Origin of the sequence: Chryseobacterium sp. StRB126 (assembly GCF_000829375.1) — a bacterium.
Taxonomy (GTDB): domain Bacteria; phylum Bacteroidota; class Bacteroidia; order Flavobacteriales; family Weeksellaceae; genus Chryseobacterium.
In genome coordinates this window covers 3,689,043-3,709,973 of the sequence record NZ_AP014624.1, presented here as the reverse complement: position 1 = coordinate 3,709,973, position 20,931 = coordinate 3,689,043, and the positions used below count along the sequence as shown (strand labels likewise).

The following is a 20,931-nucleotide window of genomic DNA, read 5'->3' as shown; positions in this document are numbered from 1 at the left end:
ATTTAAAATTTTTCAATGCGATATCTGAGACTCAACATTCTATTTTTTCTGATATTTCCGTTACTGGTTTTTGCGGAGGACGGAAGTCAGCTTTGGCTTCGGTTTCCTGCAAAAAACGGAATATCGGCAGATAAAATTATTTCCAAAGGCAGCAGTCCAACCCTGAATATTGCCAGAAAAGAGCTGAGCAGCTACTGGCAGGGACAAACGGTGGAACTTCGTACGGAAAATAAAGATAAAAATCTGAAAGACGGCTACAGAATTGTTTCCACGCCTGAGAAAATCGTTATTTCTGCAGGCAAAGAAATAGGATTGTTGTATGGTGTTTATCATATTCTGCGGTTACAGCAGACAAAAGCTGATCTGTCTCATTTAAACAGTATTGAAAAGCCTTCATATGATGTACGGATTTTGAATCATTGGGATAATCTGGACGGAAGTATTGAAAGAGGATATGCCGGAAGATCCCTTTGGAAATGGGAAGATTTACCCGGTAAAATTTCTCCGCGTTACGAAGAATATGCAAGAGCAAATGCCTCTATAGGAATCAATTCCGTTGTTTTGAATAATGTCAATGCATCACCCAATATGCTTAGGGAAGATTATCTTAAAAAAGTAAAGGTTCTGGCTGATATTTTCAGGCCTTATGGCATTAAGGTGTATCTTTCCGTGAATTTTGCTTCACCTAAAGTGCTGGGCGGATTACAAAATTCAGATCCACTGAATAAAGACGTGCAAAAGTGGTGGAAAGATAAAGCAGCTGAAATTTACAGATTGATTCCTGATTTTGGCGGATTTCTGGTGAAAGCCAATTCCGAAGGACAACCCGGGCCTCAGGATTACGGAAGAACCCATGCAGACGGAGCCAATATGATGGCCGATGCCCTGAAGCCTTACAATGGAATCGTCATGTGGAGAGCATTTGTCTACAGTCCGAGCAAAGATGACAGAGCTAAACAGGCTTACCTTGAGTTTGTTCCTTTGGACGGTAAATTCAGGGATAATGTGATTATTCAGATCAAAAACGGTCCTGTTGATTTTCAGCCGCGAGAAGCTTTTAATCCACTTTTCGGAGCTCTAAGAAAAACTTCTGAAATGGTAGAGTTTCAGATCACACAAGAATATCTGGGCTTTTCTAACCATCTGGTTTATTTGGCGCCTCTATTCAAAGAAACATTGGAAAGCGATACTTATTCTGACGGTCAGGGATCTACGATTGCTAAAATTACAGACGGCACCTTAAGACCTGCAAAAATTACAGCTATTTCAGCTGTTGCCAATATCGGGGAAGATACCAACTGGACGGGACATCATTTTGCACAGGCCAACTGGTATGCATTCGGAAGGCTGGCATGGAACCATCAGCTGAGTTCGGAGCAGATAGCAGATGAATGGATTAAAATGACATTTACTGATGATCAAAACTTCGTTAATCCTGTAAAAGAGATCATGCTTTCCTCAAGGGAAACTGCTGTGGATTATATGATGCCTTTGGGACTTCACCATATTTTTGCAGGCGGACATCACTATGGACCAGAACCATGGGGAGATTATAAAGGCGGAAGACCGGACTGGTCACCTGTTTATTATCACCAGGCTGATGCTCAGGGATTAGGCTTTAACAGAACAAAAACAGGAAGTAATGCTGCTTCACAGTATTTTCCGCCATTGAATGAAAGATACGGGAATCTCTCAACCTGCCCGGAAAATCTTATTTTATGGTTTCATCATGTTCCTTGGGATTATAAGATGAAAGAAGGAAAAACGCTGTGGGATGAACTGTGTTATACTTATGATTCCGGAGTGAAAAAGGTAAGGGACTATCAGAAAATATGGGATAGAATGGAACCTTATATAGATGAACAGCGGTTTGCTGATGTTCAGTCAAAGCTCAGAATTCAGTCCAGAGATGCAGTATGGTGGAAAGATGCCTGTTTGCTGTATTTCCAGACTTTTTCCAAAAAGCCAATTCCTTACGACATTGAACGGCCTGTTCATGAACTGGAAGATCTTAAGAAGATTAAGCTGGATATGACACATCACAACTAAAAAAATGAGGCAGCTCTTTTTCCTGATCGGAAATGAGAGCTGCCTCAAAACAATAACTGTAAGTAAAATTTTAATCCAAAATAATTTGGAATGATCGATCTGTCAATCTATCTGTATGTATTCCGGTTTATCGGAGAGAAATCATTTTGTTAAACACATTTCCGTTTTCTTCAACCCGAATGATATATTGGTCAGCTGTTTTGGGATCAAGATCAAAAGTGATATCCACTTTTCCGTCTGCATATTTTCTGTTGGAGTTATAATAGGTGGTATTGGAAAGATCATATACAGAAATGCTTACAGGGCCTTTCACATCAGTCATGCGGAGTATTGCCATATGCCCGGAAATGATATATTCAGGCTTATGGACAGCACTTACAGGTGTTTTTTCCACTTCCATAACATTATCAGCATTGATTTTTATCTTGTATTTCTCTATTTTCACTTCCGATTCTGCTACCAGATAATAAGTTCCAGGTGTAAAATTCTGAAAATCATAGGTCTTTGTTACATGATCTCCATCTGCGAAATTCTCGAAAAATAGCTCATCATGTGCATTGTTATAAACAAAAACAGATACACTTCTGGCATTTGAAAGCTCAAAGTTCAATGTTTTGGCTTGTACGTTTCCAATGGAAAGGGAAAAATCTCTGTCCTTACTCATTACATTTGCTGAGAACAATAAGGCTCCAGCAAAAAATACGGCTTTTAATAATGTGCTCATGGGTTAACGCTTTTAGAATTATTATTGCAAAACTATGACAGCAATACTTCTTAGGCTATAAGTAAATTTTCATATTTATGTCTTATATTAACTTCAATTGTTATTATTGATGTATTATTTGTTAATTTTACATATGAAAGTAAGTTTTTTTGTCTTATGAAGCATGTAAATCCATCTTTTGAAGCTGTAAGGCCTACTATAGGCAGTAGTTTTACCAGCTTGAAATTTCTGACCAATGAGAATATAAAATCACATGTCTGGCATTATCATCCAGAGATTGAGCTGATCTTTGTCTGTAAAGGTTCCGGTAAAAGACAGATCGGAAGCAGTATTTCTTATTTTTCAGACGGAGACCTTGTTTTGATAGGAAGCAATCTTCCACACTGCGGGCTTACCAATGAGAATACGCATAATGATTATGAAATGGTGATCCAGTTTAAACCAGATTTTTTAGGAGAACCTATCTGGAATATTCCGGAGATGCAGAGGATTTCTGCTTTGCTTGAAAAATCCAAGGCAGGAATTGTATTTGGTGAACAGGTAAAAAAGACGATTGGAAAGGATATTGTAGAGATGCATGAGGCTTATTCTCTGGATAGGCTTTGCAGATTCTTGAAAATATTGGATGAGCTGTCTGTTACTCAGGATTACAGAATCCTGAATGCAGGGAAATATTACCTTCAGACACAGATTGAAGACAATGAAAGAATCAATCTTATATTTAATTACGTCAAAGACCATTTCAAAGAATCCATTACTCTCGAAGATGTGGCTGATCTTGCTAATATGAAAGTACCGTCTTTCTGCCGTTATTTTAAAAAAATCACCAATAAGACCTTTACCCGTTTTGTAAACGAATACAGAATTACCCATGCGCTTAAGCTTCTGGCGGAGCAGCCTTTGAGCATTACAGAAGTCTGCTTTGAGTCCGGATTTAATAATTTCAGTTATTTTAATAAAACTTTTAAAGAGTATATCCAAAAAAGTCCTTCTCAGTACAGGAAAGAGTTTAATTACTTCATGGAATAGTTTTTTTGAAGACCAGTAAAAAAATATATTCTCATGATGATTTATCAAAATATAAGTGTAAATTTAACACTTATAAACGATAATAATATCTATGAAATTTTTTATTGATACCGCCAATCTGGCGATGATAGAAGAAGCCAATGCCCTTGGTGTTCTGGACGGGGTAACTACTAATCCTTCATTGATGGCAAAAGAAGGGATCTCAGGAAAGCAAAATATACATCATCATTACCTTGAAATCTGTAATATTGTGGATGGGGATGTAAGTGCTGAAGTATTGGGAATTACTTTCGAAGAAATGATTAAAGAAGGCGAAGAGCTTGCCGCATTACACCCAAGGATTGTTGTAAAAGTTCCTATGGCTAAGGATGGAATCAAAGCCATCAGGTATTTTTCTGAAAAGGGAATAAAGACCAATTGTACGCTTGTTTTCTCATCGGGCCAGGCATTACTGGCTGCTAAAGCCGGAGCAACTTATGTTTCTCCGTTTCTGGGAAGGCTGGATGATGTTTCTACAGATGGTCTTCATCTGATCTCAGAAATCAGGACAATTTATGATAATTATGCTTTTCAGACACAGATCCTGGCAGCTTCTGTTCGCCACAGCATGCATATTGTGAACTGTGCAAAGATCGGTGCTGATGTTGTAACCTGCCCATTGGCCCCTATACTTTCTCTTCTTAAACATCCGCTCACAGATTCAGGATTAGATCAGTTCATTAAAGATTCACAAAAAATGAAATAAGGTTGGGCAGGAAAAGTATAATCTCTGTTATAAATTCAGTAGTTTTATTCTTTAGATCACCTAAGATCTGTTTTATCAGAAAAGATTGATATGGATGAACAGTTAATTAATGCAACCCTAGAAAAGTTTAAAGCTGAGTTCAAATCAGAACCCGAACATATTTTCCTTTCACCGGGAAGAATTAATATTATCGGTGAGCATGTAGATTATAGTGATGGCTTTGTATTACCTGCTGCTATAGATAAATACATCTGTTTTGCTGTCCGTAAGACTCCGCAGACTAGTCTGTGTACAATTATTGCCAAAGACCTTGGAGAAAAATATACATTTGATGTCACGATGGAGGTAAAACCGGTACAGCAGATGTGGATGAACTATATTCTGGGCGTTTTCAGTCAGTTACAGAAGCCGGAAAACCAATTTTGTGGGATGGAAATTGTCTTCAGCAGTACCATTCCGATGGGAGCAGGGCTTTCTTCATCAGCAGCCCTTGAATGTGGATTTGCTTATATCCTCAACGAACTTTTTGATCTTCAGATTTCAAAAAAAGAAATTGCGGTGATCGGGCAGAAGTCGGAACATTCTTTTGCGGGAGTTCAGTGCGGTATTATGGACCAGTTTGCCTCTGTTTTCGGAAAAGAAAATAAAGTAATTATGCTCGATTGTAATTCTCTGGAGCATCAATATTTTGATGCTGATCTTAAAGGATACAGCCTGCTTCTTTTTGACAGCTGTGTAAAGCATAGCCATCTGACATCCGGTTATAATGAAAGGCGTAAAGATGTTGAAAACGGGAAAAAAGTTTTATGGAAAAACTTCCCGGAAATAGAAAAATTCAGAGATTTTACGCTGGCCATGCTTGACATGGTTAAAGAAGAAATGGGAAGTATTTCATATCAAAGATGTCTCTATCTTCTTAAAGAAATCCACAGAGTGGAAATGGCTGCCAAAGCTATTTCAGAAGGTGATATTGAATATTTGGGAACACTTCTCACAGAAACCCATACCGGGCTTTCAACAGAATTTGAGGTCAGTTGCAATGAACTTGATTTTTTAGTGGAAAATGCATTACAGCAGGGAGGAGTGTTGGGAGCGAGAATCATGGGAGGTGGCTTTGGAGGCTGCAGCATCAACCTGATTCAGGAAAATAAAGCTGAAGAAGTGATCCGGATCATCAGTGAAAAATATCTGGAAAATTTCGATATTCAGATGAAAATTTATCAGGTTAAAATTTCCGACGGGATAAAAGAATACACCAATGAATATATCGTTTGACCGTAATAAGCATCCCCATAGAAGGTATAATCCTCTATTGGATGAATGGATACTGGTTTCCCCGCAACGTGCAAACAGGCCATGGCAGGGACAGAAAGAAGATAGTGGAGAAGAAAATCGTCCTGTATACGATCCGGATTGCTATCTGTGTTCCGGGAATATCCGTGCTAAGGGAGCCAGAAATCCTGAGTATAAAGGGACTTATGTTTTTAATAATGATTTCGGGGCATTGTTGAATGAAGAAGTTGGCTTTTCTGAAGAACATTCCGGTTTTTTTACCCTTCTTCCGGAACGCGGAATCAACAGGGTGGTTTGTTTTTCTGAAAATCATAGTCTCACCTTACCGGAAATGTCTGTGGAACAGATAAAAAGTGTGGTGGATGTATGGCAGGAGCAGTTTAATGAACTGGCTGCTTTGGACCATATCAATTACATTCAGATTTTTGAAAACAAAGGCAGTGTTATGGGCTGCAGCAACCCTCATCCGCACGGCCAGATATGGGCACAGTCGTCCATTCCGGCTATGGTTCAGAAAACCCAGGATCAATTGAAATTCTATTTTGAAAAAAATAACAGAACATTATTAGAAGATTATCTTCAGCAGGAAACTAAAGCTGCGGAGCGTATGGTTACAGAAAATGAATATTTTGCAGCATTGGTGCCATTCTGGGCATCATGGCCATATGAAACGATGATTATCAGTAAACAGAAAAGAGAAAATATTGCGGCATTTTCTGAAGAAGAAAAAGAATCTTTTGCTTTGATTATCAAGAACCTGACCACGATTTATGACAATCTTTTTGAAGCATCATTTCCTTATTCTGCAGGAATCCACCAGTCGCCTACAGATGAGAAGGAACATCCGGAATGGCATTTTCATATGCATTTTTATCCCCCGCTGCTCAGAAGTGCGGAAATTAAAAAATTTATGGTGGGATATGAAATGCTGGCAGAACCTCAGCGCGACATTACTCCGGAGCAAAGCGCAGCCATATTAAGAAACCTTCCGACCATTCGTTACAAGAAAAAATAATAAAATCAATATCTTTGAAAAAGAATAAGCAAATTGTGATTCTGATACATGCAATTGCTTTGCCCAATAAAATTATGGAACAGATTAAATTAATTGTGACGGACATGGATGGGACTTTTCTCAATTCCAGCCATGAAATGAGCCCTGAATTTTCGGATGTTTACCAAGAACTGAAAAAAAGAAATATTCTGTTTGTCCCTGCAAGCGGTAGACAGATGCCCGGCATTACCCATTATTTCGGAGAAATAGAAAGCGAGATCGGTTTTATCGCTGAAAATGGCGGCTATATTATCTATAAAGATCAGGAGCTTTTTGCCGATATACTGGAATATAAATATATTGTTGAGATCATCAAAGCTATTCGTGAAATACCGGGTGCTAAAGCGGTATTGTCAGCTAAAAAAATGGCTTATTATGAAACCGAAGATCAGCAGTTTGTAGACTTTTTCTCAAAGTACTATACTGAAAACATGAGAAAAGATGATCTTACGGAAAAAATTGATGATACAGCCTTTAAAATAGCAGTCTATCATCCCGAAGGTGCTGAAAAATATCTGTATCCGGCTCTTAAAAGATTTGAAGAATTCGGTCTGGAAGTGGTTGTTTCCGGAGAATACTGGCTTGATATTATGAATAAAGATATTAACAAAGGAAATGCTCTGAAAATACTGCAAAAATCGTTGGGTATTTCTCCTGAAAATACGATGGCTTTCGGAGATTATATGAACGATATAGAAATGCTGAAAAATGCTAAGTACTCTTACGCCATGAAAAATGCCCATCCGAACGTAAAGCAGGTAGCCAATTTTGAAGCCTGTACCAATGACAGCTTTGGAGTGCTGAAAACAATTAAGGATTACCTTCATCTGAATTAATACATCCCATAAAAACTATAACCCAATACTGAAATGAACAAATCAACCGGAAGAAAACCCGCTAAAGCCTGCTATGAGCATATTGGCGGTAAATTAGGACAGCTCCTTTTAGAGCAATTTGTTGAGAAAGGCTGGATTACCAAGGATAATCCGGCAGACCGTCATTATTATATTACTGATAAAGGAATAAAAGAATTTACAAAACTGGGCCTTGATCTTTCACAAATAAAGGAGGAGTAACCATCAGTAAGATAGAACAAACTTTAGCAGAAAATCAGGAAGATCTTCTGTAAAAAGGAGATGTGTATCTAATTTATTCTTATATCCTAAGTGGTAAATTGGCGTTGGTTTACTACCGGAAATAAAAATGGATCACCACTCTTTCCGCTGCACATTACCTCATTTCAATTTTAAATTGTAAAATTCAATTATTTTTGAAAGTAAAAGGAGAAAACTTAGGTAACCTGTGAAAATGATTCTTATTATCTTGATTTTCTATCACAGATGTCTGGGAAATCTGATCTCTCGGATATTATCTCCCGGGTTTTAAATATCCAGCCTGAGTAAATTTATAAATTCCGGGATTATATTCTTGTATTTGATTCTGAGAATGAGATAAAAAATATTCGAATTTGTGAGCTCAATCTTTGGCCTTTTAAATTTAGATCGGGGAGGGATAGCAGTAACAGCAAGAGAAGAAAAAAGTGATTTTATCTCAAAATTTTTTACACCTCAGAATTAGGTTGATACTTTTCTAAGCTTGAATCTGTATAGTATAAAGAATAGGGTTTATAGAAATTAATTTTAGTCCTTTTTTATAAATTGCATTGTCTGTATCTTTGCAAATGGTTTCAAAGCTTTTGGAAGGATGATTACAGGTTTCTTTTTTGATAAAAACTTTCATTTGGCAAGACATATACTTTATGTATTTATTCTATCTGCTCTTATTTTTGCAGGGGATGGAATTATTTCCATTAAAGTTGGTGCTATCAATACTATGTTATTGAGAATAGCTCTTTTTTCTACCTTACTGTTTCTTTTCTATCTTCATTATTTCTTTTTAATTCCAAAAGTCATCTTAAAACAACGGTATGGAACATATTTTATAACTCTACTATTAGTTTATCTGGTCATTTTTGCACTAATGGTATTCACTGAGCGTTTTCTGGGATTTAGCATACAGCCGGAGACTTATTTGGGATGGACAGATTTTATAGGACTCTCTATAATTCTGACAGTATATGTATTGGCTGTTGGAAGCCTGCAGCTTTTCAAATCTTCGATACTCACTCAGATAAGATACAGGGATCTTGAAAATGCCTCACTAAAGATAAGGCTCAATCAACTTGAGAGCCAAATTAACCCACATTTTCTATTCAATATGCTTAACAATATCCATTTATTGATTGAAGAATCTCCTCAAAAAGCGGATACAATGTTAATCCATTTGAGTGATATCCTTCGTCATCAGCTCTATGTAATGCCAAATCAGAATATTTCATTAATTCAAGAAATCAAAGTGCTGCAGAGCATTCTACAGCTAGAACAGATGCGAAGGGAAATTTATATTATTGATTTTAAGCTTGAGGGAAATCCTGAAAATATAGAAATACCACGGTACATGTTTCTTCCGTTTGTTGAAAATGCAATAAAGCATGGTTTGCGTACTTCTTCGACAGCCGTCAGCTATGATATAAAAATTATTTTATCTGTATTAAGTGATGATCTCATATTCACATGTTCTAATCCCGCAAAAAAAACTGTAAAAGGTCATGGTGTCGGTGTTGGGTTAACCAACATTCGAAAACGACTGGAGATACTGTTTCCAGCTAAGCATGAAATAAATATCAGCCAAAATGAAGAATTATTTGAAGTCAGTCTAAAAATACCAGCTTTCTATGAAATCAATAAGTAAACCGTTACACTATATCATTATCGAAGACGAAATGATTGCACGAAGGGGCTTACTCCGTCAATTGCAATCTTTTCCAGCATTACAATGTATAGGTGCTTATGAGAATGTTGAAGACGCTCTATTGGTAATTAAAAATCAAGAAGTTGATCTTGCCTTTGTTGATATTCATCTGCCAGAACAATGCGGCTTGCAGTTTGCCCAACAAATGACAGGAAAAATGCAATTTGTATTCACAACAGCCTACGCTCAATATGCTTTGGATAGCTTTGAGTTTGATACAATTGATTATTTGATTAAACCTATTACGAAACCACAACTGGAAAGGACTGTTGGAAAAATATTACGTTATTTTCAATCTGCTCTGGAACAAAAAGAAGGCTCCGGATACATTTTTGTAAGGGCTAACCGAAAGCTCAATCGAGTGATCCTGGATGAGATTGCTTACATTGAAGGTATGAAAGATTATGTAATAATCCATACGATACATCAAAAGCTCATTACTGCTATGAATATAAAGACAATTTTATCGCAATTACCAGAATATCAGTTTGTAAGAGTCAATAAGTCTTTTGCAGTCAATCTTTCCCGTATTGACAGTTTAGATAATCATTCCATTTGGATTTTAGGGAATGAGATCAGCTTGGGAATTTCTTATAGGGATGAAGTTATGAATATTATAAAAAGAAATGCCTTGAACAAGTAATTGTCCAAGGCATACACAATCTGTTCTTGCTATCTATTTTGTATCAAGGATCTGTTCAATCAGATTTATCACATCTTTCATCATTGTTGCTGATATAATGTCACTGTTGATCATGATCATTACACCTCTTTTTTCTTTATTATCTATCCACATAAACGTATTGCTGCCAGGAACTTTACCATTGTGCCCTATTAATTGGTGTCTTCCAATATTTGTATGTTCCAAAAGAAGGCCCTGGTTTTTTAGTTCGGGATCTTCAGCAAAAGGAAACTGTATTCGTCTCATCTCCTGAATGGAAACTTGATCAAATAATGTTTTCCCTTGGTATTTCCCTTCGTTTATAATTAAGCTCATAACCCGTGCAAGATCTCCAACTGAGCTATGTAATCCTCCACTTGGAAGATCAACCAGTGCATATAACCCATAATTTTCTCCTTGTGGGCCATACGGATATGCAAACAGTTTGGAGGGAACCTGAGATATTTTCCAGAGAGTTTCATGCATCTGCAACGGAGAAGTAATATATTGTTTTGAAAAGTCTTCAAAAGATTGGCCACTTATCTCTTCAATGATGCTTCCAGCTAAGGCGACAGCGACATTGCTATAATTATACAATGTTCCCGGTTTATTCTTTGAAAATGTTTTAGGATGATAATAATGACCATCAGTGGCTAACATCTCATGGACAAAGTTTTTAAGTTTCATTGGATGATCTTCCCCTATACTGGAAAAATCTGATAATAATTTTTCGTTGTAGATCGTATCAGTGATGCCTGAAGTATGGGTCATGATTTGTCGCAAGGTTATCTTGTCGTTGGGGAAATTGGGGTTTCTAACCGGAAAAGGTAAATAACTGTTAATATCCTGATCCAGATTAATTTTTCCCTGTTCTACTAATTTAAGTAATAACAAACCTGTAATGGGTTTGGAAACCGATCCTAATTTATAGATAGACTCTTTCTGTATACCAATATTCTCTTCCTTATTAGAAAGTCCTGATTGATATTGCCAGGACAGTTCATCGCCTGTAACCAAAGCTGCAGAAATACTGGCTACCTTATGCTTCGACTTAAATTCGTCAACTTTTCGAGAAAGTACAGAATGATCCTCATCCGGAAAAGGATCATCCTTATGGCACGAGGTCAGGATAAGTAGTGACAGGCTCAATAGATAATAACTTAAAATCTTCATAACATTGAATAAAATTTGTTTATCAGCAAAGGTCTGTGATAACTGAAAGCAAATTAAAATTATTCGACCACTGCATTCCTTTTTTCTACCACCGTACCTTTTTAATACTAGATACAATGTATAATGAGAAAAGAAATGGAACCTGTTTTTATGCGATCATATCCGAAATAAAAGCAGAGTTTACTAGAATAAAAAACAAAATAGACATTCCTCAATAGTTTTTTAGTGGGATAGATTATTATATAATTACCTAATAAGAGAGGGTAAAAAGGTTTTTCTTTTTGCGGGATGGAGTCCTTTCATTTTGATTACAACCTTTCCTTTCGTGCGTCCACTTTCAACATATTTCAAAGCGTCATTGGTCTGCTCATAGGTATAAATCTTGTCAATCACGGGTTTGATAACATCAGCTTCAATTAATTTGGTTATTTTTCAAGCTGACTTCCATTCGCTTTATTTAAAATATTTATTTTTTTCTTATTAGATAGTTTAAGTAAATTGCAATAAATTACTTAAACGATGTCTGATTTTCCAGTGTTTTTCGATTACATAGAAAAAATATCGGGCAAACTGCTTTCAGAAGACGATAAGCGCTTGTTGATGGTGCATTTCAAGCCTAAAAAACTCCGAAAGCGACAATATTTTTTACAGGAAGGAGATGTATGCAAATACATTGGGTTTATTGTGAAAGGATCTGCCAGAACCTTTGCGGTAGATGATAAGGGAAATGAACACATACTGAAGTTATCAGTGGAAAATTGGTGGCTGGCCGATTTTGAAAGCTTTTTTCTGTTGACTCCAAGCCGTTTTAATATTGAAGCACTGGAGTCACTTGAGATACTACAGTCAACTAATGCTGAAATTGAACAGTTTCTAAAGCATATTCCTGCCTTTTCAGCGATGGCGAATGTTATCAATCAAAATTATGCTATTGCAGCTCAAAAAAGAATGCTGGCTTCAAATAGCTATACAGCTGAAGAACGTTATGAGGAGCTGATCAGAAGCTATCCTCATTTCCTACAACGGTTTCCGCAGAACATGATTGCTTCATATCTGGGTTTATCGCCAGAAACTTTGAGCAGGATAAAGAAAAACTTTTTTAAATAATTTCTAAATAACCTGAGTTCGGGATAAAACATTTTTGTTTTTAGTAAGGAAGCCTGGAGCCGGGATAGGGAAGTGAGCTGAGGGTTAAAAAAAACACTTACAACCCTGTAAATTATTATTCCTTTAAAGACTGCTTCATCAAATTGTACGGCAACGTCAGAAATTGTAGCTCCGATAGTAAGTTCCAGCCTCACTCTTCCAGCTTCCAGCCTATTATCCTTAATTTTATGATCCCGAACCCGGGCTGAATAATATAAATTCTTTTATTTTAAGCGTAGAAATCACGTAAAACATAGCAATTCTAATTCATTAATATTTCATATAAACCTGTTGGTTTTTCAAGCTGTTTTCTCAGCAAATTCCCTACCCAAAAAATGTTTTGCTCGCATAAAAATTGGGGCTAAAAGGGATTTTATGCCGTTTTGATCTTGATGGGTTTTGTTTCCTGGGTGTTTTTAATATTATTTTAATTTGCAGTATTGCAATTAGTTATAGGGTTAATTTGATTTAGGTCATTATTCTGACTTGACCTATATCAAGGTTACTTAATGATGTAAGTCAACCAACATTTTATCACAGGGTCGCATCTTTGTATAGGCTTCAGAACAAAAATCTGAAGGATATTAACAAACAAAAAAGTAATGAGTAAATTAAAAAACAAAGTAGCAGTAGTAACTGGTGCAGCAAAAGGAATAGGTGCTTCAATCGCAAAACACTTTGCCCATGAAGGGGCAAAAGTCGTTGTAAATTATGCTTCAAGCAAAGATGCAGCGGATAGTGTAGTAAAGGAGATAACAGACCATGGGGGGATAGCCATCGCAGTACAGGCCGATGTATCCAATGAAGTTGATGTGAATAGGTTGTTTGAAGAAACTAAAAAAACTTTCGGAACCTTAGATATTTTGGTAAACAATGCGGTTTTTCAACAATTTTTACCCATCGAACAAGTATCGGCAGAAGCGTTTCATCAGCATTTCAATGTCAATGTTTTGGGAGCTGTATTAACTATCCAAGCATCTTTAAAACTGTTTGGAGATAAAGGGGGGAATATCATTAATATCAGTTCGGGTGCAAGCAAATCGCCGATGGCGGGAGTCTCGTTATATTCTTCAACAAAAGCAGCATTAGATGCGATAACGATTTCTTTGTCGAAAGAACTCGGTACAAAAAATGTTCGTATTAATTCTATTTTGCCAGGCGCTACGGAAACAGAAGGTGCCATAAGTGCTGGTGTTACCAAAGGCAGTGATTTTGAAAAAATGTTTGTTGCCAATACACCACTTGGCCGCAGAGGTCAGCCGGAAGATATTGCGAAAGCTGCGGTATTTCTTGCTTCTGATGATGCAGCCTGGATTACAGGAGAGCAAATTAGTGTTTCTGGTGGTATGTTTGGTTTTTAAAAAAAAATTGAAAGAACCAAGATATTGGTATGTTATTGCATAACACTAGCATACTAATCGATTCAATAAACTTTGATTCAATATTTAATTATGAAGATAATAGAAATTTTTGAGTGAGAAACATCGGTAAAGCCGTAGTTATTCAGTTATTGGCGAATGGTTTTCAGGTTCTGATGTTTTGGCCTTCACAGAAAGGCTTTGCTTCCGAGCTGGAAGGTACGGGGTTTGTGGTTACTGCGGCGTGTCCCGGACCGATTGACAACGGATTTATCAGATAATAATATTGCCGGTTTTATGACAGGAATAAAAATTGTGATTGACGGCGAATGGTAGTGTAAACTAATCCAGGCAAAATATCTTTATCGGAATCAATATTTTCTGATAATTTGAGATTCAGAATGAAGTTGAATTGGAAAAGCTGAGGGATAACCCTCAGCTTTAATTCACTTTGTCAGTTAAAATATTAAACTGTTATTTTCAATGATTGAATATATCCATCAGATAATTGAAAATGATATTTCAAAACAATAGGGCTACCTGGAAAAGTTCCTGAAGCTTCTGCAGATAAGATGTTTTCATTTTCATTATAGTCTAATGGTTTCATAGTGACTTTGTATTCTTTGTTGGCTTTGTCAATCCAGTTTTCAATTTCAGCTTTTCCGTTATGGGTTTTGCCTTCATCAGATACCTCTGCATTTTCGGTAAAACAATTTGCATACGCTGAACTGTTAAATTCATTTTGCGCTTTTACTAATTCTGAGATAATGTTTGGTAGATTCATTTTATTGTATTTTAAGATTATTAAATTGTGGGTACAGTGCCACCATCGATTACAAATTCAGTTCCGGTTAAATAATTAGCTCTTGGTGATACAAGAAAACCAACTAATTCAGCTACTTCTTCCGGTTCGGCAGGCCTTCCGAAAGGTATTCCACCCAATGCATCCATTACACCTTGTTGGGCTTCTTCTACAGTACTGTTTGCGTTTCTTGCAATTTCACCAAGCCAAGCTTCGGATGCTGTTGTATTAATCCATCCTGGGGAGACAGTCAGTACCCGAACACCTTTAGGGGAAACCTCGTTCGATAAACTTTTACTGTAGTTTCTCAATGCTGCTTTTGCAGCTGCGTACGGCAAAGTTGAATCATAAAGAGGTAATTTACCTTGAATTGAAGCGATATGAATAACAACTCCGGTTTTGAGTTCTATCATTTGTGGTAAGAACCCTCTGTCCAGCCGAATCGGAGCCAAAAGGTTTGCCTGTAGGGTTGATTCCCAATCATCATCTGTTAGTGCAGCAAAACCGCCTGCAGGCGTAGATGATCCTCCAAGGTTATTTACAAGAATATCCAGTCTTCCATAAGTAGACAATACTTCGCTGATTACTTTCTGAGCTCCTTCTGCCTTACTTAAATCAGCAGAAATAAAATGCAGATTGTTGTTTTCCTGTTCATGTGCATTTCTAGCGGAAATAATAACCATTGCGCCAGCTTGTAATAATCTTTCTGCGATTGCTTTTCCGGTTCCTTTCGTACCTCCGGTTACCAAGGCAATTTTACCTTGAAGTTCATTGTTGTAATTAAATTGATTTTCCATTGTCTAATTCTTTGATACAAATTTCCGAAGTATCACTCTTTCAGACAATAACGGAAAACCGAATTGCATAGGGATAATTTTTTCCCCTATTGTACAATTTGGTACATTGGACTAAATTTGTTTATGCACGAGAGAAAAATACCTTTGAGTTTAAACTGCGGTCTCGACCTTATCGGCGAAGTCCTTTACGGCAAATGGAAAATCCGTCTGCTATGGTTTATCAATGAAGGACATCTGCGTCCAAGTGAATTGCAGCGTAAAATTCCGGATGCTTCAAGACGGGTTTTAAATATTCAATTGAAAGAACTTGAAGAGCACGAGCTCGTGACAAAGAAAATTTATCCGGTTGTTCCGCCAAAAGTTGAATACTCTCTCACAGATTTTGGTAAGACTTTAATTCCGATAATTTCTGCATTAGGGTACTGGGGTGATGAGAATGAAGCTAGGCTGAGAAGAGTAATTTTAAACAGAATGGGGAAGAATGACTGAGATGAGTATTCCATAAATGTATGATAAAGTGAATCAAATTGTGATTCGCTTTCTTTGTAAGTAAATGTTACATGGGAAAAATTAATTTTATAAGCATAACTAATTTACATTATATATAACCTGATGAATTGATTAGTCTGTTGAAAAATATTAACCTGACTTTTCAGGAAAAAATGGTGCCACTTTAAGACAAGTGGTGTCATTTGGCTGTATGTGACCTCAATGAGCGTATCTTCAAACACTTTTGTCAATGCTTGGGTTCGTTTGAGTCAAATTAAACAAGAATTATAGAGCTCATTTTTGTCAAGCAATTTCTATTAGATTAATGCAATTATATACCTGTTCATTAGTAAATAAGGAGTAAAATTGATTTTTATATAAAATTACAATTTCGTATATTCAAATATATCATTACTTAAATAAATGACTTCTTTATGTAAGTTGCAGATCTAGCTCTTCATCTTTAATGTACACTTCATTAAAAAATAAGAGGCTGTCTCAAAAGTCAAATAATTTGGCTTTTGTCATTCTGACGAAGGAAGAATCTCATTGTTGGTCAGTTGTTTGAGATTCTTCATTACATTTCATTACATTTCATTTCATTCAGAATGACACTTTTGAGACAGCCTCTTGTTAATTAAAAAAATAAATATTATCGCTATTTTCCGAAAATTATTTAACCTTAGTCAGGTAATCAAATTGTACGATCCAATAGTAGCAGATTATTTTATTTTTTAGGTTTCAGATCTTCAAACTTTTGATCCGATGGAAGGATATGCTGCACTTTTTCAACCACCAGTTCTTTCGGAACAGAAAATTCTGCCGTCTGTTTGATGTCCAAAGAAGATGCACCGACAGACACTTTGTAATTTCCGGCTTCTGCAATCCAGGCAGATTTTGCGGTTTCAAATGAAGCCAAATTTTTCAGGTCCAATGTCAAAGTAACCCTTTGTGATTCTCCCGGTTTAAGTTCTCTGGTTTTCGTGTATGCTTTGAGCTCGGATTTTGGTTTGTCGACATTTTTTCCAGGAGCAGACAGATACAGTTCGACCACTTCCTTTCCTGCAAATTTTCCTGTATTTTTTACATCAACAGTTACTTCCAATTGATTATTAAAAGTCTTGGAACTGGTTTTAATATCTGAATAAGCAAAATCCGTATAAGATTTCCCATAACCGAATTCATACGAAGGTTTTACACCAAACGTATTGAAATAACGGTAACCAACATAGATCCCTTCCTGATAGGTTACATCTTGCGGATTGTCTGCGGGAACTCCCGGAAAATTTTTAGCCGAAGCGTGGTCTGCATAATTCACAGGAAAGGTCATCGTCAGTTTTCCTGATGGATTCACCTTTCCAGAAATAACATCTGCAACAGAATGCCCGCCTTCCTGTCCCGGTTGCCAAGCCAAAAGAATAGCATCCACTTTATCTTTCCAGGAAGCGGTTTCAATAACACCGCCGATATTCAGAATCACAACAACTTTCTTCCCCTTTGCATGGAAGGCTTTGGAGATTTTATCCAGCATTTCGATTTCTTCAGCGGCTAAATTGAAATCATCATTTACCACTCTGTCACCACCTTCTCCTGAGTTTCTTCCCAACGTCACAAAAGCGATTTCAGAAGTTTCCGCTTTTTTAGCATAGAATGCATCATCCAGCTTTATTTCGGGTAGTCTTTCAGGAAGGGCTAAAATTCCTCTTGCTTTCCTTCTTTCTTTTTCGGCAGCCAATTCTTTTTCAGCATGCGGTCCGTACAGATGGGCCAATTCGCTGTCCAATCTGTAACCTGCTGCATTCAGGCCTTCCAGCAGAGAAACGGTGTGCCTGTTGTTCACACTTCCGCTTCCTGTTCCACCTGTAATCCAGGCATAAGAGGTCACTCCGAATAATGAAACTTCTTTCTGCTTGCCTGCAAAAGGTAAAGTATTTTGTTCATTTTTAAGCAAAACCATACCTTCTGCCGCAACGCTTCGTGTGACTTCTGCATGCTGAGCCAGATTAGGTTTATCGCTGTATTTGTACTGGGCGAAAGTGGATGTTTTAAAAATATATTCCAGGATTCTTTTCGCGTTGAGGTTGGCCACCTCCTGAGACAATTTTCCTGAATTTAAAGCATCCAATAATACTTTTTTCTGCGTGGGAATTCCCGGCATCAAGAGGTCGTTTCCGGCATTCATCTGTTTTACAACATCGGAAATACCCCCGTTTCTAATAGATTCAAATCCTGGGAAACCACCGAACCAGTCGGTCATTACAATTCCTTTAAAGCCCCATTCGTTTCTCAAAACCTGAGTCAGTAAATCTTTTGAATCTGATGTATAAACACCATTCACTTTATTGTAAGAAGACATTACCGTCCAGGGCTGAGATTCCTTCACGGCGATTTCAAAATTTCTCAAATACAATTCCCGCATTGCTCTTTCAGAAACGTGAGCGTTGATGGTCAAACGGTTCGTTTCCTCATTATTTGCAGCAAAATGTTTGATGGATGTTCCTACATCTTGAGATTGGATTCCGTTCACAATAGAGGCGGCTGTTTTTCCTGAAACTAAAGGGTCTTCCGAATAATATTCGAAGTTTCTTCCGTTCAAGGGGTTTCGCTGGATATTCAGGGCTGGCGCTAAAAGTACGTCCACACCGTATTCTTTCACTTCATTTCCCATTGCTTTTCCCACCTGCTCCAAAAGTGCTTTATTCCAGGTTGAAGCTAAAGCAGTTCCTACAGGAAATGCTGTTGCATAATACGTTCTGGAATCATTTTCCCTGGTTGGTGCAATTCTCAAACCTGCAGGTCCATCCGCCACAACGGTAGCCGGAATTCCGAACCTGTCGAAATTAGCTGTTCCACCTGCTGCACCGGGAACCAAACCTTGCTTTGAATCTCCGACAGGACCTGTCAGAACTTCAATTCCGGGCATTCCTGTTCCAATCAGAAGGTTTACTTTTTCTTCGTTGGTCATTTGCTTAATGATGGCGTCGATTCTTTTGTCTACCGAAAGCCTTGTGTCTTCCCAAACATCTAATTTTCCGTTTTTGTTGGAATCTTTAAATGTTTTTCCGTCAACTGTTACGGTTAGACTGTTATTTTGAGCTTTTGCATAAGGTGATGCTGCGAATAAAGCCAGGAATAAACCTGAATATTTTGCTTTCTGAGAAAGTCTGATCAATGTAGATACATTCTTTTTCATAATTTTTATCTTTTAGTATTGAACATTTTAATTTTTGTATAGAAATCTGCGAACATCATTCGCGTATCAAGTTGTGTGTACACTCTGATGTCTCTTCCTTTAGGATTGTATTTTCGCTGCATTTTCAGCAGTAACTTTTGATGAATCAAACGGATCCTCTGGTTTTAAATGGCAACCGATAATTCCTTTGATATCTGTGGAAGGTGAAAGAATCTGATGAACGAGCTGAAACAAGCCATCCGGGTCGACAATGATTTCATTGTCGACGATGACTCTGTATCTAGGCTTTACAAATTTGTCCATTCCCGGAAGTGCGGAAGTTGTCTGAGCAAGCAATGATGCTCCTGCAAATACGGATAATATGCTTGCCAATATTGTTTTCATCAATGATTAATTATAAAAACTTGTGGAATTTCAACCAATCCAAATAGACATCCGGCCATTTGTCAACAGGAAGATTTTGTTTCCCCATTCCGAAACCGTGACCACCTTTTTCGTACATGTGAAGTTCAGTGGGCTGTCCTGCTTCCATCCATTTGTTATATAATAAAACTGATTTTGGAGCCAGTTTTAATTGGTCATCACTTGCAGCACAAATGAACAATGGTAAAGGCGTTGAAGGAATCTGAGTATCTAAAATATCCTGACTTGGCCCGCCGTAAATCGAAGCTGCGAAGTTGGGTAATGTTGAAGCATCTTTGCTGTGAAGAACACTTTCCAAAATCACACTTGCACCTGCTGAAAAACCGATAACACCCAATTTTTCAGGATTGATATTTAATTCCTTTGCGTGAGTTCTGATATAGGAAATCGCTGTTTTGATGTCGTCTCCAGCCATTACTTTGATTGGAGCTGTTTTTGCATCGAATGCTTTTCTGTCTTTGATACCTTCCATCATTTCTTTGGCTGGGTCATTAGATTTAGTTTCCAATAATCGGTATTTTAAAACGATTGCAGTGATTCCGTTTTCTGCTAATTTTTTGGCAACATCAATTCCTTCTCTGTTGATGGATAAACTTTGAAAACCACCACCCGGAGCAACAACGATAACTGTTCCGTTAGCTTTTGCTTTATCAGCTTCAAAGACTAGCATTGAAGGTTGTGAAACATTGAAAACAACTTCAGTTTTGAACAATTCGTTGAATTGCTGTGCTTCTTTTTGTGTCCAGTTTTCTGTTCCCGGCGCTTTTCCTTTGTATAATGGAATTGATTTTTGAGCGTTGATGGTTGTTAAACCTACAAGAAATAAACTTGCTATGATTAATTTTTTCATTTTTTTAAATTATTTTGATTTTTAGTTCTTAAACTTTGTAGTTAGTTTGTCATTCCTTAGGAATCTAAGCTCAGTATTTCAAATATCATTGTTGAGATTCCTACGGAATGACAAAGACTATGTTGGCTTTAACATAGGATTTCTCGCAGCCCGACTTGAACGGAAATCCTTTTTTGCTTGGTCTTCGAGTTCTATTTAAACTGGAATCGTATTGCAAAAAAGGTTGACTTCGTCGAACCACTTCGTTAGGTTTGGGAGTGGAAGGCGGATAAAGCTGCCCAAATAATTACTGTTAAAGAAATGAGGCGGAAAATAATGCCCGGTCTCAAGACAT

The 20,931-nt window shown here is 37.2% G+C and carries 21 protein-coding genes; 13 read left to right on the top strand and 8 right to left on the bottom strand.

What is annotated here, in order from left to right; translation table 11 throughout:
* The first annotated feature begins 15 nt into the window (after positions 1 to 15).
* A complete protein-coding gene (locus tag CHSO_RS16870; RefSeq protein WP_045498464.1) occupies positions 16 to 2,049 on the top strand; it encodes an alpha-glucuronidase in 2,034 nt (677 codons plus the stop codon).
* A gap of 127 nt (positions 2,050 to 2,176) precedes the next feature.
* Here the strand turns inward: CHSO_RS16870 and CHSO_RS16865 are convergent, their stop codons facing one another.
* Entirely contained in the window at positions 2,177 to 2,773 is a 597-nt protein-coding gene (locus tag CHSO_RS16865; protein WP_045498463.1) for a hypothetical protein, read from the bottom strand.
* A gap of 156 nt (positions 2,774 to 2,929) precedes the next feature.
* Between CHSO_RS16865 and CHSO_RS16860 the strand changes: the two genes are divergently transcribed.
* From CHSO_RS16860 to CHSO_RS16825, 8 genes are all read left to right on the top strand, one after another.
* Positions 2,930 to 3,802, top strand: coding sequence for an AraC family transcriptional regulator (locus tag CHSO_RS16860; RefSeq protein WP_045498460.1), 873 nt, complete (start codon positions 2,930 to 2,932; stop codon positions 3,800 to 3,802).
* Positions 3,803 to 3,893: 91 nt separating this feature from the next.
* Positions 3,894 to 4,547 (top strand): fructose-6-phosphate aldolase, encoded by a 654-nt coding sequence (fsa, locus tag CHSO_RS16855; protein ID WP_045498457.1) that lies wholly within the window; start codon positions 3,894 to 3,896, stop codon positions 4,545 to 4,547.
* 90 nt (positions 4,548 to 4,637) lie between these two features.
* Positions 4,638 to 5,822, top strand: coding sequence for a galactokinase (galK, locus tag CHSO_RS16850; RefSeq protein WP_045498454.1), 1,185 nt, complete (start codon positions 4,638 to 4,640; stop codon positions 5,820 to 5,822).
* The gene (locus CHSO_RS16845) at positions 5,806 to 6,855 is read left to right on the top strand and encodes a UDP-glucose--hexose-1-phosphate uridylyltransferase (RefSeq protein ID WP_045498452.1); all 1,050 of its coding nucleotides are present in this window, start codon (positions 5,806 to 5,808) and stop codon (positions 6,853 to 6,855) included. The genes galK and CHSO_RS16845 overlap by 17 nt, the downstream gene beginning before the upstream one ends.
* A gap of 14 nt (positions 6,856 to 6,869) precedes the next feature.
* Complete coding sequence (locus tag CHSO_RS16840) at positions 6,870 to 7,730, top strand: HAD family hydrolase (protein ID WP_232509088.1); 861 nt, start codon at positions 6,870 to 6,872, stop codon at positions 7,728 to 7,730.
* 33 nt (positions 7,731 to 7,763) lie between these two features.
* On the top strand, positions 7,764 to 7,970 hold the full coding sequence (locus tag CHSO_RS16835) for a hypothetical protein (RefSeq protein ID WP_045498446.1): 207 nt from the start codon (positions 7,764 to 7,766) through the stop codon (positions 7,968 to 7,970).
* A gap of 628 nt (positions 7,971 to 8,598) precedes the next feature.
* The gene (locus tag CHSO_RS16830) at positions 8,599 to 9,645 is read left to right on the top strand and encodes a sensor histidine kinase (protein ID WP_045498443.1); all 1,047 of its coding nucleotides are present in this window, start codon (positions 8,599 to 8,601) and stop codon (positions 9,643 to 9,645) included.
* Positions 9,629 to 10,348: a LytR/AlgR family response regulator transcription factor gene (locus CHSO_RS16825; RefSeq protein WP_045498440.1), complete on the top strand. Its 720-nt coding sequence runs from the start codon at positions 9,629 to 9,631 to the stop codon at positions 10,346 to 10,348. Before CHSO_RS16830 ends, CHSO_RS16825 begins: the two co-directional genes overlap by 17 nt.
* Positions 10,349 to 10,381: 33 nt before the next feature.
* Here the strand turns inward: CHSO_RS16825 and CHSO_RS16820 are convergent, their stop codons facing one another.
* Together CHSO_RS16820 and CHSO_RS25435 are read right to left on the bottom strand one after the other, a co-directional pair.
* Positions 10,382 to 11,539 carry a serine hydrolase domain-containing protein gene (locus CHSO_RS16820; RefSeq protein ID WP_045498437.1) on the bottom strand — a complete coding sequence of 386 codons (1,158 nt, stop codon included), beginning with the start codon at positions 11,537 to 11,539 and terminating at the stop codon, positions 10,382 to 10,384.
* A 246-nt stretch (positions 11,540 to 11,785) separates the two neighbouring features.
* Positions 11,786 to 11,932: a zinc-binding dehydrogenase gene (locus CHSO_RS25435; protein ID WP_232509087.1), complete on the bottom strand. Its 147-nt coding sequence runs from the start codon at positions 11,930 to 11,932 to the stop codon at positions 11,786 to 11,788.
* A 126-nt stretch (positions 11,933 to 12,058) separates the two neighbouring features.
* Between CHSO_RS25435 and CHSO_RS16815 the strand changes: the two genes are divergently transcribed.
* The 3 genes from CHSO_RS16815 to CHSO_RS26025 all read left to right on the top strand — a co-directional run bounded on the left by CHSO_RS16815 (position 12,059) and on the right by CHSO_RS26025 (position 14,324).
* On the top strand, positions 12,059 to 12,646 hold the full coding sequence (locus CHSO_RS16815; protein WP_045498433.1) for a Crp/Fnr family transcriptional regulator: 588 nt from the start codon (positions 12,059 to 12,061) through the stop codon (positions 12,644 to 12,646).
* Positions 12,647 to 13,287: 641 nt separating this feature from the next.
* Positions 13,288 to 14,046 carry an SDR family NAD(P)-dependent oxidoreductase gene (locus tag CHSO_RS16810; RefSeq protein WP_045498432.1) on the top strand — a complete coding sequence of 253 codons (759 nt, stop codon included), beginning with the start codon at positions 13,288 to 13,290 and terminating at the stop codon, positions 14,044 to 14,046.
* Between the two features lie 113 nt (positions 14,047 to 14,159).
* Positions 14,160 to 14,324, top strand: coding sequence for a hypothetical protein (locus CHSO_RS26025; RefSeq protein WP_171817662.1), 165 nt, complete (start codon positions 14,160 to 14,162; stop codon positions 14,322 to 14,324).
* A 185-nt stretch (positions 14,325 to 14,509) separates the two neighbouring features.
* Here CHSO_RS26025 and CHSO_RS16805 read toward each other — a convergent pair whose 3' ends face one another.
* Together CHSO_RS16805 and CHSO_RS16800 are read right to left on the bottom strand one after the other, a co-directional pair.
* On the bottom strand, positions 14,510 to 14,827 hold the full coding sequence (locus tag CHSO_RS16805) for a hypothetical protein (protein ID WP_045498431.1): 318 nt from the start codon (positions 14,825 to 14,827) through the stop codon (positions 14,510 to 14,512).
* A 20-nt stretch (positions 14,828 to 14,847) separates the two neighbouring features.
* A complete protein-coding gene (locus CHSO_RS16800) occupies positions 14,848 to 15,642 on the bottom strand; it encodes an SDR family oxidoreductase (protein WP_045498430.1) in 795 nt (264 codons plus the stop codon).
* A gap of 144 nt (positions 15,643 to 15,786) precedes the next feature.
* Here CHSO_RS16800 and CHSO_RS16795 point away from each other — a divergent pair, with 144 nt between their 5' ends.
* Positions 15,787 to 16,131 carry a helix-turn-helix domain-containing protein gene (locus CHSO_RS16795; protein ID WP_316932449.1) on the top strand — a complete coding sequence of 115 codons (345 nt, stop codon included), beginning with the start codon at positions 15,787 to 15,789 and terminating at the stop codon, positions 16,129 to 16,131.
* Positions 16,132 to 16,858: 727 nt separating this feature from the next.
* On the opposite strand, the gene CHSO_RS16790 is transcribed toward CHSO_RS16795, so the two are convergent.
* The 3 genes from CHSO_RS16790 to CHSO_RS16780 form a co-directional block, all read right to left on the bottom strand.
* Entirely contained in the window at positions 16,859 to 19,324 is a 2,466-nt protein-coding gene (locus tag CHSO_RS16790) for a glycoside hydrolase family 3 C-terminal domain-containing protein (protein ID WP_052480631.1), read from the bottom strand.
* 99 nt (positions 19,325 to 19,423) lie between these two features.
* Positions 19,424 to 19,708, bottom strand: coding sequence for a hypothetical protein (locus tag CHSO_RS16785; RefSeq protein WP_045498426.1), 285 nt, complete (start codon positions 19,706 to 19,708; stop codon positions 19,424 to 19,426).
* 10 nt (positions 19,709 to 19,718) lie between these two features.
* Positions 19,719 to 20,597 carry an alpha/beta hydrolase gene (locus CHSO_RS16780; protein ID WP_045498424.1) on the bottom strand — a complete coding sequence of 293 codons (879 nt, stop codon included), beginning with the start codon at positions 20,595 to 20,597 and terminating at the stop codon, positions 19,719 to 19,721.
* Between the last annotated feature and the right edge of the window lie 334 nt (positions 20,598 to 20,931).